The 14,423-nt window shown below is 64.5% G+C and carries 13 protein-coding genes; 12 read left to right on the forward strand and 1 reads right to left on the reverse strand.

From position 1 onward, the window contains the following. Positions 1 to 242: 242 nt before the first annotated feature. From FKZ61_RS06500 to FKZ61_RS06530, 7 genes are all read left to right on the forward strand, one after another. Entirely contained in the window at positions 243 to 1,457 is a 1,215-nt protein-coding gene (locus FKZ61_RS06500; protein WP_141609272.1) for an amidohydrolase/deacetylase family metallohydrolase, read from the forward strand. Between the two features lie 224 nt (positions 1,458 to 1,681). After that, positions 1,682 to 2,560, forward strand: coding sequence for a carbohydrate ABC transporter permease (locus FKZ61_RS06505; RefSeq protein ID WP_170199360.1), 879 nt, complete (start codon positions 1,682 to 1,684; stop codon positions 2,558 to 2,560). A gap of 12 nt (positions 2,561 to 2,572) precedes the next feature. Further along, positions 2,573 to 3,460, forward strand: coding sequence for a carbohydrate ABC transporter permease (locus FKZ61_RS06510; RefSeq protein WP_141609274.1), 888 nt, complete (start codon positions 2,573 to 2,575; stop codon positions 3,458 to 3,460). 254 nt (positions 3,461 to 3,714) lie between these two features. Beyond that, complete coding sequence (locus tag FKZ61_RS06515; RefSeq protein ID WP_141609275.1) at positions 3,715 to 5,097, forward strand: substrate-binding domain-containing protein; 1,383 nt, start codon at positions 3,715 to 3,717, stop codon at positions 5,095 to 5,097. A 284-nt stretch (positions 5,098 to 5,381) separates the two neighbouring features. Next, positions 5,382 to 6,329 carry an acetylxylan esterase gene (locus tag FKZ61_RS06520; protein ID WP_170199362.1) on the forward strand — a complete coding sequence of 316 codons (948 nt, stop codon included), beginning with the start codon at positions 5,382 to 5,384 and terminating at the stop codon, positions 6,327 to 6,329. A gap of 37 nt (positions 6,330 to 6,366) precedes the next feature. After that, entirely contained in the window at positions 6,367 to 7,269 is a 903-nt protein-coding gene (locus tag FKZ61_RS06525; protein ID WP_170199364.1) for an acetylxylan esterase, read from the forward strand. A gap of 82 nt (positions 7,270 to 7,351) precedes the next feature. After that, entirely contained in the window at positions 7,352 to 7,849 is a 498-nt protein-coding gene (locus FKZ61_RS06530; protein WP_170199366.1) for a pyridoxamine 5'-phosphate oxidase family protein, read from the forward strand. A 205-nt stretch (positions 7,850 to 8,054) separates the two neighbouring features. Here the strand turns inward: FKZ61_RS06530 and FKZ61_RS06535 are convergent, their stop codons facing one another. Beyond that, entirely contained in the window at positions 8,055 to 9,275 is a 1,221-nt protein-coding gene (locus FKZ61_RS06535; RefSeq protein WP_141609279.1) for an aminotransferase class V-fold PLP-dependent enzyme, read from the reverse strand. A 185-nt stretch (positions 9,276 to 9,460) separates the two neighbouring features. Between FKZ61_RS06535 and FKZ61_RS06540 the strand changes: the two genes are divergently transcribed. The 5 genes from FKZ61_RS06540 (at position 9,461) to FKZ61_RS06560 (ending at position 14,348) form a co-directional block, all read left to right on the forward strand. Next, entirely contained in the window at positions 9,461 to 10,849 is a 1,389-nt protein-coding gene (locus FKZ61_RS06540) for an extracellular solute-binding protein (RefSeq protein ID WP_170199368.1), read from the forward strand. A gap of 540 nt (positions 10,850 to 11,389) precedes the next feature. Then, on the forward strand, positions 11,390 to 11,977 hold the full coding sequence (locus tag FKZ61_RS06545; RefSeq protein WP_141609281.1) for a thioredoxin family protein: 588 nt from the start codon (positions 11,390 to 11,392) through the stop codon (positions 11,975 to 11,977). Between the two features lie 163 nt (positions 11,978 to 12,140). Next, positions 12,141 to 13,253, forward strand: a complete 1,113-nt coding sequence (locus FKZ61_RS06550; protein WP_141609282.1) for an aminotransferase class V-fold PLP-dependent enzyme — start codon at positions 12,141 to 12,143, stop codon at positions 13,251 to 13,253. A gap of 18 nt (positions 13,254 to 13,271) precedes the next feature. Next, the gene (locus FKZ61_RS06555; protein WP_141609283.1) at positions 13,272 to 13,823 is read left to right on the forward strand and encodes a carboxymuconolactone decarboxylase family protein; all 552 of its coding nucleotides are present in this window, start codon (positions 13,272 to 13,274) and stop codon (positions 13,821 to 13,823) included. Positions 13,824 to 13,853: 30 nt separating this feature from the next. Continuing rightward, the gene (locus FKZ61_RS06560) at positions 13,854 to 14,348 is read left to right on the forward strand and encodes a GNAT family N-acetyltransferase (protein WP_141609284.1); all 495 of its coding nucleotides are present in this window, start codon (positions 13,854 to 13,856) and stop codon (positions 14,346 to 14,348) included. The last annotated feature ends 75 nt before the right edge of the window (positions 14,349 to 14,423 follow it).

Here is a 14,423-nt window from a genome sequence, read left to right on the forward strand (position 1 = left end):
CGCGCCGTCGCTTTTCGCGTCGTCCGGCGGCATGGGTTGTGTTTTCCCGTCGTACCCCTGGCCTGTCGATAGGCATATCGGCCTGGGTGATCCAGCCCTTATCCATATCCATTTGGCATTTGTACATGTCATCTAGTAAATCCCGGCAGAAGTTCGCCGATGGTTTCCACCAAAGGGAGCGCGCCCCGAGGGCACCCGGAATTTCTGCCGGGGTATTGACGCCAGACTCTACCAGGTGATTTATGACCGATGCGCCCATCTATGATCTCTTGTTGAAAAATGGTCATACCATTGATCCATTGAACCATATCGACGGCCCCATGGACGTGGCCATCGCGGGTGGTCGCATCGCCGCGGTGGAGCGGGACATCAACCCCGCCCTGGCTGCCCAGGTGGTGGACGTCTCCGGCCACTACGTCACGCCGGGCCTTATCGATATCCATGTCCACGTCTACCACACCCGGGAGCCGGAGGGCCTGAGCGTCATGGCCGACTCCCACAGCTTCCGCTCTGGGGTCACCACCGTGGTGGATACGGGCACCGCCGGCGCCCGTCACTTCCTCCACTTCAAGCGCACCGTCATCGACCTGGCCCGCACCCGCATCTTCGCCTTCATCAACATCGTGGACCAGGGCATGATCGGCGACTTTGAGCAGGACGTCCGCACCATGGACCCGGAGCTGGCCGCCTCGGTCGTCCTGGCCTACCCGGAGATCTGTGTGGGCATCAAGACGGCCCACTACTGGACGCGGCTGCCCTGGGATGCGGAACACCCTCCGTGGGCGGCTGTGGATCGGGCTATCGCCGCCGGCAACCTCTGCCAGAAGCCGGTGATGGTGGACTTCTGGCCCAGGCCGCCCGAGCGAAGCTACGAGGAGCTGATCCTGGAGAAGATGCGCCCCGGCGACATCCACACCCACGTCTTCGCCCAGCAGTTTCCTGTGTTGGACGAGGCCGGCAGACCCAACAGAATCCTGTTTGAGGCCCGAGAGCGAGGCGTGATCTTCGACGTGGGCCATGGCGCGGGCAGCTTCTGGTTCCGCAACGCGGTGCCGGCCATCCAGCAGGGGTTCTACCCCGATTCCATCAGCACCGACCTGCACGTGCGCAACGTCCACGGCGCGGTGGTGGACATGCTCACCACCATGAGCAAGATCCTGAACATGGGCATGTCCCTGGCGGACGTGATCCAGCGTTCCACCCTGGCGCCGGCCCGGGAGATCGGCCACCCGGAGCTGGGCCACCTCTCGGTGGGGGCAGAGGCGGATGTGGCCGTGCTCAAGCTCCTGACCGGCGAGTTCGGCTTCATCGACTGTGGCCGGGCCCGGATGATGGGGGACCGAAAGCTGGAGTGTGCCATGACCATCCGGGCGGGTGAGATCGTCTACGACCCGGGCGGGCTGAGCATGCCCCTGTGGACGGAAGCGCCGCCCGAGTATTGGGAGCTGCGGATGTAGCAGAGAAGCGGATGTAGCAGAGAAATAGAACGTGATGCATGGTGCGCGGTGGCCTGTTGGCCTGGCTGCGCTTTGGGTTGGACGGATGCAACCGTGTGGTCGAGGATTTTTGGGCGTACAGGAGGAGTAAGGTGGCAGTCGCGCAAGATCGGATGCAAAGATCGGGTTCGTCGCCGGGCCCCGGCTTTCTCGCCAGGTTGGTCGGGGCCAAGTCCAGGTTTCAGATGCACCGGGCCCTCTGGGGCTATGTCTTCGCCCTGCCCTGGGTTCTGGGCCTGATCATCTTCTGGGGCGGTCCCATCCTGGCGTCGTTTTACTTTGGTTTCACCGAGTACGCGGTGATTGGCTCGCCCCGCTGGATCGGCGCGGCCAACTATGTCAAGGCCTTCACCGCAGATGACCTCTTCTGGCCTTCCCTGGGGCGCACCTTTACCTTTGCCGCTGCCTTCGTCCCGGCTGCGGTGGGAGGCGCGCTGGTGTTGGCCGTGCTGTTGAACCAGAAGCTCAAGGGGACTAACCTCTACCGGACCATCTTCTTTGTGCCCCACCTGATCCCGGCCGTGGCCCTGGCCGTGGTCTGGACGTTCCTGCTGCAGCCTAAGCTGGGCCCCGTCAACCTGTTCCTGCGCAACATCGGCATCGAGAACCCGCCTGCCTGGCTGGCCTCCCGGGATTCGGCCCTCTATTCGGTGATCCTGATCAACGTCTGGGCCGCCATGGGTGGGAACACCATGCTCATCTTCCTGGCCGGCCTGCAGGGCGTTCCCCAGGAGCTCTATGAAGCGGCGGATATCGACGGCGCCAGTTCGTGGGTGAAGTTTCGCCACGTGACCCTGCCGCTCTTGACGCCGACCATCTTCTTCAATGTGGTGCTGGCGGTCATCGGCGCGCTGAAGGTCTTCACCACCGCCTGGGTGGCCACCAAGGGGGGGCCGTCCTATGCCACCTGGTTCTTCGCCCTGCACATCTATTTCCAGGCCTTCCAGTACTTCCGGCTGGGCTACGGCAGCGCGCTGGCCTGGATCCTGGCGGCCATCCTCATGCTCTTCACCTGGATTCAGGTGACCTACTCCCGCCGTTGGGTCCACTATGAAGGCGGATAGGAGGCAGATGCCATGACCCAGACGACCATGACGCGAACCCTGGTCACGCCCGCGATGCGGCTGCGCGCGAACCGGGTGATCCTCTACGCGGTGGTGCTCTTCCTGTGCGTCCTCTTCGGCTTCCCCCTCTTCTGGACGCTCATGAGCTCTCTGAAGACGCCGGCGGAAATGTTCGCCTTTCCGCCGCCCCTGGTGCCGGCGGAGCCCCAGTGGGCCAACTACTACAACGTGCTGGTCATCCCCCGCATCCCCGTGATCCGCTGGGCCCTCAACTCCACCATTGTGGTGGTCCTGGCCACGGCCGGCACCCTGGTCACGGCTTCTTTGGTGGCCTACTCCTTTGCCCGTTTCGAGTACCGGGGGCGGGATGCCCTCTTCCTGATCACCCTGGCCACCATGATGTTGCCGGCCCAGGTCACCCTGATTCCCCAGTTCGTGCTGTTCCACAAGCTGGGCTGGATCAACACCCTCTTGCCCCTGTGGGTGCCCTACTGGTTTGGTGGCGGCGGCTTTGCCATCTTCCTCATGCGCCAGTTCTTCCTGTCCCTGCCCCGGGATCTGGACGAGGCTGCGCTCATCGACGGCGCCAGCTTCTTCCGCATCTTCTGGTCGATCCTCTTGCCTTTGTGCAAACCGGTGCTGGCGACCCTGGGCATCATCACCATCATCGCCACCTGGAGCGACTTCCTGGGGCCCCTGATCTACCTCAACTCCCCCGAAAAGTTTACCGTGTCTGTGGGCCTGCAGTTCTTCAACAACTCGCCCGAAGTGGGCGGCGAGCCCATGCAACACCTGTTGATGGCGGCCTGCATCCTTTCCATGCTTCCGGTTATCATCATTTTCTTCCTGGGCCAGCGGTTTTTTGTCCAGGGGATTGTGATGTCTGGCATCAAGGGATGAGCGGAGGGGCCGGGAAGGCGCCTGGTGTCCCCAGCCCTGCGCCTCCAGCCCAACGAGGCCGCGACCCATACCCGTTTGTGAGGGCTTCCGCCCTGGTTCGTCCAGGGCGGGGCGCACCCTGGCCTGGGGAAGGCAGCCGAAAACGCTCCCCATTCTTTTCGGCGCTCCCCGTGGGAACGCACCGCCTGGCGGAAGCTTCTGGCGAAATATCGTTTTAGGAGTCGTTGAGTTCTGCTGTACAAAGGAGGAACCCGATGTTTCGAAAACCGATGTCCCGCAGGCGATTTCTCCACGGAATGGCCGCCACCGGCCTGGGGGCCCTGGGCGCCCAGGTGCTGGCTGCCTGTGCCGCGCCGGCGCCCAACACCACGGAAGCCCCGGGCGCCACCGATTCCACCTCGGCACCGGCGGCGGCTGCGGTCACCCTGCGGGTGCAGGCCGCGGCCGGCGGCGGCGCCCAGATGGCCACCGAGTTTGCCAAGCGCTACCAGGAAGACACCGGCATTCAGGTGGTCATCGAGGAGACCATCTACGGCGAGATCGAGACCAAAACCCAGACAGGCTTTATTTCAGGCACCCTGCAAGATGTGGTCTACGGCCATCATCGCTGGCTTTTCATCAATTATTTGAAGGGCATCTACCTGGAATTGGACGACCTCTGGGCCTCGGATCCCCTGCCTGACTTCGAGGACATCTACCCCAGCGTCCTGGAGGGCAACGCCTTCGAGGGCAAGAACTTCAGCATCCCGGTGCACGTCCACCCCGGCGGGAACATCGCCGTCAACTACAACAAGACCATGCTGGAAGAAAAAGGCCTGCCGGAACCTCAGCCAGGCTGGACCTTTGACGACTGGACGGAGCTGGCCCGGTCCGCCGCCGACCCGGAGGCGGGGATCTTCGGCCTGGGCTTTGAAGGGATGAACTCCTTCCACTACTACAGCAACACCTCCCGCAGTTTTGGCGCACCGGACTCCCGGGATGGCTGGGTGATGGATGAAGAGGGGACGCGCCTGACCTACTATACGCCCCTCCACGGCCAGATTGCCGCCTGGTATCTGGACTTGCTGGAGAGCAAGGTCGCGCCCCGCCAGGCCGACTACATCGAGGGCAACGCCAACAACATCTTCCTGGCCGGCAAGTCTGCTACCTATGCCAGCAACGCCGGCGTGGTGGCCAACAACGTCCGCCTCATCGAGGACAAGTTCGAACTGGGCGTCATCCTCTTGCCCGTTGGCCCCGAAGGCCGCCAGGGCACCTGCTATTCGGGCAACCAGTTCATGATCAACTCGGCCAGCAAGTACCCCGAAGAAGCCTACGGCCTGCTCAAATACTACAGCTCCATCGACGCCGGCGTCTACCAGGTGGTGACCGGTATCCGCATGCCCAACGGCCACAAGTCTGCCTGGACCCATCCCGATGTCAACAAGGTCAGCACCATCTACGGCATCTGCGATTCCATCCTCAGCGCCGGCATCGAGCCCTTCCCCATGCCCAAGAACACCCGCTTCACCGAGGCCAACGACATCTTCCGCAACGAGATCGACCTGATCTGGGAAGGGGAGGTCTCGTGGGAAGAGCACGCGCCGGTGATTCAGGAGAAGGTCCAGGCTGTCCTGGACCTGGATCGTCCCACCTGAGCGAAGAGAACGGGCGGGCGGGGGCGGTCGATCGGCGTTCCTCGTCCGCCGTTCATCTCCACGGTTTCGACTCACGTTCGATTCGCCGTGGATGTCACCACCTTGGTAGCGCTGCATGAGACCGTGGCCGGCCTTGGGCCGATGATTGAAATCATCGGCTAGCACACCCCAAGTGCGTTGAAACGCACTCCCCAGCGCGGATGGCACCCGGCTCAAATCCGGTCGAATGTGGTCCTGTCGACACCTTTGCAAGAGTGAGAAGAAATGTCAGGAGCGAGAAGAAGATGAGTGCCATGGACAGGGCTCGCCCCGGAGACCCCGCCACCTACGGTACCCGGGTGGTCAAACCCGCCGACTTTGACGCCTTTTGGGAAGAGGTGTTGGCCCAGGCGGCCCGGATTCCCCTGAACCCCATCATGAAGCCGGTGCCCCTGCGCTCCACGCCCGAGGTGGAGGTCTTTGAGGTCTACTACGACAGCCTGGATGGGGTGCGGGTGGCGGGCTGGTATTGCCTGCCCCGGGAGCGCACGGAACCCCTGCCGGCCATGGTCTACTATCCGGGCTACATCAGCGAGCCCACCCTGCCCAAGGCCCAGGCCCGCCAGGGGTACGCCACCTTCGGCGCCGCGCCCCGGGGCAAGCTGCGCAGCAACCGCCAGTACAACCCCGGCTACCCCGGCCTGCTCACCCACAACATCATCGACCGCCACACTTACGCCTACCGGGGCTTCTACGTGGACGCCTGGCGGGTGATCGACTTTCTCCTCAGTCGCCCGGAAGTGGATCCGGCCCGGATCGGCGTGCAGGGGGGCAGCCAGGGCGGCGCGCTGACCCTGCTCACCGCAGCCATGCGCCCGGAGGTGCGGGCCGCGGCGGCCCAGGCCCCCTACCTGGCCGGCATGATCGATGCCATCGAACTCACCCACTCCTACCCCTACGAGGAGATCAACGAATATCTGCGCCTGCATCCAGAGCATCGCCCGGCGGTGGAGGAGACCCTGGCTTACTTCGACTGCATCAACTTTGTGGATCGGATCCGTTGTCCCATCATCGTCAACATCGGCCTCAACGACAACGTCTGCCCGCCGGAGACCGGTTTCGCCGTCTTCGAAGCCATCGGCTCGCCCGACAAAAAACTGTACACCTACCCCGGGCACGGCCACGACGCCAACCGCTATGAACACGACGCCATCGTGGCCGAGTTTTTCCGGCACCATTTGATGGGCGCCTGATGGGGAGATGACACCATTGCCAAACCAGGATAGCGCCATGACGATTTCCATCCCACCGGCACCCGCCGATTTCGACCGCTATTGGGCGGCCACCCTGGATGAGCTGGCCGCCCTGCCCATCGCCGCGGAGCTGACGCCCATCCCCATGCGCAGCACCGACTTTGCCACCCTGTACGAGCTGCGTCTCACCAGCATCGGGCCGTACCGCATCTTCTCCTACTACAGCGTACCCAAGGGCGATGGCCCCTTTCCCGTCCTCTACCACGCACCGGGCTACGGCAGCGTGGTGCACATCGCCGCCTACGAAGAGCGGCAGCGCTACGTCACCGTGGCCCTGCGCCACCGGGGCCAGCGCCTCTCGGACCAGCCCTTTGCCGCCGCCTACCCCGGCCTGCTCACCACCGGCATCACCGATCCATCCACCTATGTCTACCGGGGCATTGTGGCCGACTGCTGCCGGGTGATCGACTTCCTGCTGCAGCGGCCGGAGGTGGATGCCGACCGTATCGCGGTGGTGGGGGACGACCTGGCCCTCTTTACCGCCGCCCTGCGTCCCCAGGTGGATGCCCTCTACTTCGCGCCCACCCTCTTCTACGCGGCCAGCCAACTGGCGCCCCAGACGGGCAGTTATCCGCTGGAAGAGTTCAACGACTACGTCCGGAGCTATCCAGAACAGGCGGGAGAGGTCTGGCGCACCCTCTCCTACTTCGAGCCCACCCACTTCGCGCCCAAGGTGGCTGCGGACACGGTGTTGGTCACCGGCAACGAGCGGGATGCCCTGTCGCCGGCCGTATTGGCGCCGCTGATCCAGGCCTTTGCCCGCCCCCCCGAGCTGTACACCACCGCCCATTCAGGCTATCGGGACGGCGTGCACCAGGCCAGCTGGCTGGCGCAGCGCTACGGCTTCGGCGAGCCGTTGCTGCCGCCCCACTGGCAGTAGGGACAGGGCAAGCGCCATCTGGCCAGCTGATTTCGCCAGCAGACTTTGGACAGCCGACTTTGGACCTGGACGAGGAAGTAGCGTGCTCAATACAAACTACCAACCGCCCCAGAAGACCGGCAAGCTAACCCCGGCGGAACGGGATGAATTCCTGCGGCACCCGTGGAATGCACGCCTGGCCACGGTGACACCCCAGAACACGCCCTATGTGGTACCCGTCTGGTATCACTACGATCCGGAAGAGGGCTGTTTCTACGTGGTCGGCCGGGAGCGTTCCCAGTATGTGGCCCACATCCGGCACAACCCGGCCGTGGCCCTCCACATCGCCGACGACTTCCACCTGGAGCACACCCGGGTCCTGGTAGAAGGGCAGGCCCAGATCGTGGAAGGCCCCACGGCACCGGCGGAGAGCCCTACACTGCAACAGTTGGTGGACGACATGGCTCTGCGCTACATGGGGGAGCCGGGGCCCGGCTACGCCCGGCTGACCGCGTCTCGGCCCCGGTATCTGATTCGCATCGTGCCCCAGCGCTGGCAGTCGTGGACCGGTGGAGAATGGGCCGCGCACTATTACCGGTGAGGGGCGTCAAATCGCCGTGCATCTGTGGTACGTGGGCCACGGGTCCTTGCATGACGGGGGGGAGGTAGGGACGCACGGCCGTGCATCCCTACTGGCACCCATGCCCGGCCGGGAGGCCGGACCTACGGCGTGGTGCGTAGGCAGGTACACCCACCACGCACTACGCACTGGATAAGCATCTCTGGCCTATTTGCGCCGGATTGCATTAGAGGAAGGGCCACTCACCGCCCCGGGCCCACAGATCGGCGCTGCTGAGGCCGGCCAGCTCCTGCATGATGGCCTGCTTTTCGGCCAGCGGCAGGCGGGCAATGGCTTCGATGCGTTCACAGATGAATTCCGCCTCTTCATCGCTCAGGTTGAAGGGGTCGATCAGGAAGTAGCCCTCTTCCACGTGGTGGCCCCGCACCTTGATGGTGGGGTCGCCGTCGGCCAGCAGCACCGAGAGGGCCATGGCGTTGAGCCCGGCTCCTTCCGGATCCACCGTCACCCGGGCCCGCATGATGGGATAGGGGTCCGGCTCTGGCCAGACTTCACGCACCTGGATGCCTTCCAGGTGGCGCAGGCGCTCTACCATGCGGCGGATCCGCCGCTGCTCGGCCTCCTGCTGGGCCTGGTGATAGCCCTGCTCCCAGGCCTCCAGCGCAGCCATGAGGCCCACAATGCCTTCTTTGCCCACCTTCATCCCCCGGCCGATCCCCCGGTTCTGGGCGTAGGCGGCCTGGATCAGGTCTAACCGACCGGCCATGAGGCCGGAGGTGGGCGCCCGGAAATGTTTGTGGCCGCTACAGATCACCAGATCGGCGCCGGTGGCGATGAGTTTGGGCAACATGTGCTCCTCCGCCGCTGCGTCCACCACCACGGGAACACCGTGGCCGTGGGCGATCTCCACAAACCGGGGCAGGGGCACGTAGCCGTACTGGATGGTGTGGTGGGAGACCACAAAGAGGGCTGCGGCCGTTCGATCTGTGAAGCTGGTATCCAGCAGCGCCGCAGGGGTACTGTTCACCGTCCCTACCAGCCGGACCTGGGCGCCGGCCAGGCGTACCGCCTGGGTCACCGGTGCCCCGTAGTTCACCGCATGGCCCATCTGCAGCAGGACTTCGTCCCGCATGCCGGCGGTGTCAGGCAGTTGGGCGATCCGGGCCGGGTCGGTGCCGGTCATGCAGGCGGCCACGGCCAGGGTGATGCCGGCCGATGCGCAGGCGGTCACCATGCCGGCTTCTGCCCCGGTGACCCGGGCAATGAGGGCGCTGGCCCGGGCCTGGAGCACGTCCATTTCGAAGAAGAGGGACATGGCCGCACAGGCGGCCTCGGCGGCGGCCGGCAGCACAGCGGACTGGCCGTAGGCGGTCAGGGTGCCGCTGGCGTTGATGACCCGACGCAACTGGAGCGTTTTGTGCAGGTCCTGGTCCATGTTTTGATCCATGATGGAGCCTCCCTGGAGTTGTGGGTAAATGTTGTGAGTAAATCGAGATGACGGGTAGCGGGGTTCTGTCCAAGCATAGTGCAGAGTGGTTGGATGGACAACCTGCGGACCCGGCAAGGATCTGGTTTCATCGCCCCCCTGGCGTTGTTGTATTGGTTCAACCTACCCAAAAAAGGAGCACTGCCATGTTACGAAACAACGTAACCCGTCGAAAATTCTTGCAGGGCCTGGCCGTCACCGGGCTGGGGGCCTTGGGCGCCCAGGTAATGGCCGCCTGTGCCGCGCCGGGGCCTGCCTCCTCGGGCGGCGCCACCGAGGCCACCGGCGCCTCTGGGGAGCCCGCGGCCACCGACGTGACCCTGCGGGTTCAGGTGCCGCCGGAAGCCGGCCAGAGCGTTATGCCCACCATTTTCGGCGAGCGCTTCCAGCAGGAGACGGGCATCAAGGTCATCATCGAGGAGACCATCTACAGCGAGATCGAGACCAAGACCCAGACCGGCTTCATCTCGGGCACCCTGCAGGATCTCCTCTATGGCCACCATCGCTGGCTCTTCATCAACTACCTGAAGGGCATCTACATGGAGATCGACGACCTGCTGGCTTCGGATCCGCCGGCGGATTTCGACGACATCTACCCCAGCGTCATGGCCGGCAACTCGTGGAACGGCAAGAACTTCAGCATGCCGGGCGTGGTACACCCGGGCGGCAACATCGCCGTCAGCTACAACAAGCAGATCCTGGCGGACAAGGGCCTGCCCGAGCCCCAGGAAGGCTGGACCATCAGCGACTGGACGGAGCTGGCCAAGGCGGCGGCAGACGAGGCGGCCGGCATTTTCGGCCTGGGCTTCGACAGCATGAGCGCCATGCACTACTACAGCAACTTCTCCCGCTCCTGGGGCAGCCCGGACTCCACCGAGTCCTGGATCATGGACGCGGAGGGGACTCGCCTGACCTTCAACACCGACCTGCACCGGGAGATCGGCGCCTGGTACGTGGACCTGCTGGAGAGCAAGGTCGCACCCCGTAAGGCCGACTACATCGAAGGCTCCGCCGGGCGGCTCTTCGTGGCCGGCTTCAGCGCCACCCACGCCAGCACCGTGGGCAACGTGAACAGCTTCCTGAATCAGATCGGCGGCAAGTTCGAGATGGACGCGGTCCTGTTGCCTGTGGGGCCGGAAGGGCGCCAGGGGACCTGCTACTCCGGCAACCAGCACATGATCAACTCGGCCACCAAATACCCGGAAGAGGCGTGGGAGCTGCTCAAGCTCTACTCCTCCACCGAGGCAGGCATCTCCATGGTGCTGGACGGCAAGCTGCAGCCCAACGGCCACAAGTCTGCCTGGACCGATCCCAAGGTGAACGAGATCAACCGCATGTTCGGCGTCACCGACCGGCTGCTCACCGCGGGCATCGAGCCGTATCCCATGCCCAAGAACACCCGCTTCACCGAGGCCAACAACACCTTCCAGAACGAGATCGACCTGATCTGGGAGGGTGAGGTCTCGTGGGAAGAGCACGCACCGGTGATCGAGGAGAAGGTGCAGGCCATTCTGGACCTTCCGCTGCCCGAATAAGATCGGTGCTTCGGGGATTAGGGCCGCCCAGCCCCCTGGGCGGCCCTTTGTTTTGGGCCTGGGGAGGCGTGGGCAGCATGATGACCATCCTTTCACCCGCCTGGATGTGGCACCAATGGGCGGCTGGGAGCCGCCCCTACGGCAACCCGGTACCCTTTCCCGATTGGCACCATCGGGCGGGCACGGGGGCCCGCCCCTACGGAAACGGGCGCCATGTCGTAGGCGGGGCGAATCATGATTCGCCCCTACATGCTGCGCCTGGTCGCCCTCCCTTCACCCGCCTGGATGTGGCGAAACCGTGCGGCCGGAGACCGCACCTACGGCAAGGGTCGCCATCCGTACGGTTTGGGTGCAACGGGTACGTAGGGCGGGCCTCTGGCCCGCCGAAGGTGGCCGTGTGGGCCTGGCGACACCGGACGGGCACGGGGGCCTGCCCCTACTGGCGAAGGATGATCCCCCGGATTGTCTGGACGCTGGAGAAATAGTACAATGTACAGGAGCTCCTCGCTGGTCAATCGTATCCACGAAAGGAGAAAACCCATGGCTTTTACCTTGCAGATCGGCGAAAAGGCCCCGGATTTCAAGCTCCCGGCCACCGACGGCAAGACCTACCAGCTTTCCGACTTTGACGATGCAGAGGTGCTGGTCGTCTTCTTTACCTGCAACCACTGCCCCTATGTGCTGGGTTCGGACGAGATCACCCGCCAGACGGCTGAGAAGTTCATGCCTCGGGGCGTCAAGTTTGTGGGCATCAACTCCAACAGTGCCAACACCCACCCCGACGACGATTTCGACCACATGGTGGAGCGCATGAAGACCCACCAGTTCCCCTGGATCTACCTGCGGGATGAATCCCAGGAGGTGGCGCTGGCCTACGGCGCGTTGCGCACGCCCCACTTCTACGTCTTTGACAAGGATCGCCGCCTGATCTACACCGGCCGCGGCATCGACAGCCCCAAAGATCCCAGCAAGATGACCGTCAACAACCTGGAGCAGGCCCTGGAGGAGCACCTGGCCGGCAAGCCTGTCAGCGTCCCCCTGACCAACCCCATCGGCTGCAACGTGAAGTGGGAAGGTAAAGACGCCCACTGGATGCCGCCTGAAGCCTGTGATCTGGTGTTCAATTAGGGGATTAGGGATTCGGTAATGGGGAATTGGGTGATTGGGCAATTGGGGGGATTTTCGGAACAGGCGCCCAATCACCCAATCCCCTAATGCCCCAATCTCCTAATCCTCCAATCTCCCAACCTGCCAGCCACCATCTGCATGCTCTGGAAATCGAGGCCGCACCATGTCCATCTATGAAGAACTGGGCATCCGCCCCATCATCAACGCCAGCGCAACCCTGACCCGGCTGGGCGGCTCCCTCATGCCGCCCGAAGTGATCGAGGCCATGGTCGAAGCGTCCAGGCATTTTGTGGACCTGGACGAACTGCAACGACGGGTCGGTGAAGAGCTGGCCCGGCTGACCCACAACGAAGCGGCCTACGTCAGCGCCGGCGCCGCAGCGGGCCTGGTCCTGGCCACGGCCGCCTGCATCACCGGCACCGACCCGGCTGCCATCCGCCAGTTGCCAGACCTGACCGGCCTGAAGAACGAAGTGATCGTCCACAAATCCCACCGCAACGGCTACGACCACGCGGTGCGGCAGGTGGGGGTGAAGCTGGTGGAGATCGGCTACGCCACCGGTACCGCGCCCTGGGAGCTGGAGCGGGCCATCAACGAACGGACCGCAGCGGTCTTCTGGTTCCAGGGGGCCATGACCGGCCGGGGGGACCTGCCCCTGGAGACCGTCATCGAGATTGCCAGCGCGCGGGGTGTGCCGGTGGTGGTGGATGCGGCCGCCCAGTTGCCGCCGGTGGAAAACCTCTGGCGTTTCACCCAGATGGGCGCGGCCCTGGCCATCTTCAGCGGCGGCAAGGACCTGCGGGGGCCCCAATCCTCGGGCCTGGTGGTGGGCCGTAAGGACCTCATCGAGGCTATCCGCCTCAACGGCAACCCCAACCACAGCATCGGTCGCCCCATGAAGGTGGGCAAGGAGGAGATGGTCGGTCTGCTGGCCGCGGTCAAACGCTACCTGGCGCTGGATCACGAGGCCCGGGCTTCCCAGGACGAAGAGGTGGTGGCCGGCTGGTGCGCTGCCCTGAACCAGATCCCCGGTGTCAAAGCGGAGCGTTCCTTCCCCAACGAGGCCGGCCAGCCCCTGCCCCGGGCACGGGTGACCTTCGATGCCGCGCAGATTGGCCTCAGCCGGGACGAGGTGGTGGCCCGGCTGGCCCAGGGAACGCCGTCCATTGCCGTGGCCCTGGCCGGCGCCGACGGCATCTACCTGAACCCCATGACCCTGGCTGACGGGGAAGAACAGGTGGTGCTGGATCGGCTGCTGGCTGTCCTGCAGGGTTGATCCGGGAGTGGCAGAGCCATGGCCAGATTGGAACCACTGGCGCTGGACCAGGTGGATCCTTCTTTGCAGGAAGTCGTCCACCAGGCCCAGGAGCGCCTGCCCCAGTTCATGAACCAGGTGCTCACCCTGGCCCATCACCCGCGCATCGCCCGGGACCTGGTGACCCTTTACCTGGGTTTTCAGGAGGAGAGCCGGGTGGAGCGCCGCCTGATCGAGCTGGCCGTGCTGACGGTCAGCCACCTCAACCGCTGCGTCTACTGTGTCAGCCATCACACACCCCTGGGGGAGCAGGCCGGCCTCTCCCCCGGGGCCCTGGCCGACCTCCGGGCGGGGCGGGCGGCCGAAAGTCCCCACCTCTCGCCCCTGGAAAAGCTGGTGGTGGCCTACGCGGAACAGGTGACCCGGGACGCGCGGCGGGTCCCCCGCTCCCTCTGGGCTGAGCTGCAGACCCACTTCGACGAGGCCCAGCTGGTGGAACTGACGGTGCGCATCGCCCTGGCCAATTTCTTCAACCGCCTGAACGACGCCCTCCAGATCGACCTGGAACCTGGTGTGGATGCTCTGCTCTGATCTGTGGATCCGTTCCATGAGGAGAACCCGATGGAAATCGTCGTGCGCCACGCGGAGCCTGGGGATTACCTGGCTTTGCACCGCATCTACACCGGTCCCCGCGCCGCGGCAGGAACCCTGCAGCTGCCCTTCCGTTCTGCGGAGCACTACCGCAAGTGGGTGGAAGAATCGGTCGACAACCGCTTTGCGCTGGTGGCCTGTGTCGAGGGCGAGGTGGTCGGTGGCCTGACCCTCTCCATCTCCACCAACCCGCGCCGGCGCCACGTGGGGCACATCGGCATGGCCGTGCGGGATGACTGGCAGGGCCGGGGCGTGGGGACCGCGCTCATGCACTCCGCCCTGGACCTGGCCGACAACTGGCTGGGGCTCACCCGCGTTGAACTGGACGTGTACACCGACAACGACGCGGCCCTGGCCCTTTACCAGAAGTTCGGCTTTGTCATCGAAGGTACCCATACGGCCTTTGCCTTCCGCGGGGGTGCGTATGTGGACGCCTACTCCATGGCCCGGGTTCGGGTTCCCTGAGCCTGGTCCCTCTTTCCTGCTCCCATTCTCCACGTCTCTGTCAAAACACCAATGCACCATGCCCTGGCAAAACGA

It is taken from the genome of Litorilinea aerophila, assembly GCF_006569185.2.
Classification (GTDB): Bacteria; Chloroflexota; Anaerolineae; order Caldilineales; family Caldilineaceae; genus Litorilinea; species Litorilinea aerophila.

Coding starts and splice junctions, on each gene's coding strand:
- FKZ61_RS06500 (WP_141609272.1), top strand. CDS start 243: ATGACCGATGCGCCCATCTATGATCTCTTGTTGAAAAATGGTCATACC.
- FKZ61_RS06505 (WP_170199360.1), top strand. CDS start 1,682: ATGCACCGGGCCCTCTGGGGCTATGTCTTCGCCCTGCCCTGGGTTCTG.
- FKZ61_RS06510 (WP_141609274.1), top strand. CDS start 2,573: ATGACCCAGACGACCATGACGCGAACCCTGGTCACGCCCGCGATGCGG.
- FKZ61_RS06515 (WP_141609275.1), top strand. CDS start 3,715: ATGTTTCGAAAACCGATGTCCCGCAGGCGATTTCTCCACGGAATGGCC.
- FKZ61_RS06520 (WP_170199362.1), top strand. CDS start 5,382: ATGAGTGCCATGGACAGGGCTCGCCCCGGAGACCCCGCCACCTACGGT.
- FKZ61_RS06525 (WP_170199364.1), top strand. CDS start 6,367: ATGACGATTTCCATCCCACCGGCACCCGCCGATTTCGACCGCTATTGG.
- FKZ61_RS06535 (WP_141609279.1), bottom strand. CDS start 9,275: ATGGATCAAAACATGGACCAGGACCTGCACAAAACGCTCCAGTTGCGT.
- FKZ61_RS06540 (WP_170199368.1), top strand. CDS start 9,461: ATGTTACGAAACAACGTAACCCGTCGAAAATTCTTGCAGGGCCTGGCC.
- FKZ61_RS06545 (WP_141609281.1), top strand. CDS start 11,390: ATGGCTTTTACCTTGCAGATCGGCGAAAAGGCCCCGGATTTCAAGCTC.
- FKZ61_RS06550 (WP_141609282.1), top strand. CDS start 12,141: ATGTCCATCTATGAAGAACTGGGCATCCGCCCCATCATCAACGCCAGC.
- FKZ61_RS06555 (WP_141609283.1), top strand. CDS start 13,272: ATGGCCAGATTGGAACCACTGGCGCTGGACCAGGTGGATCCTTCTTTG.
- FKZ61_RS06560 (WP_141609284.1), top strand. CDS start 13,854: ATGGAAATCGTCGTGCGCCACGCGGAGCCTGGGGATTACCTGGCTTTG.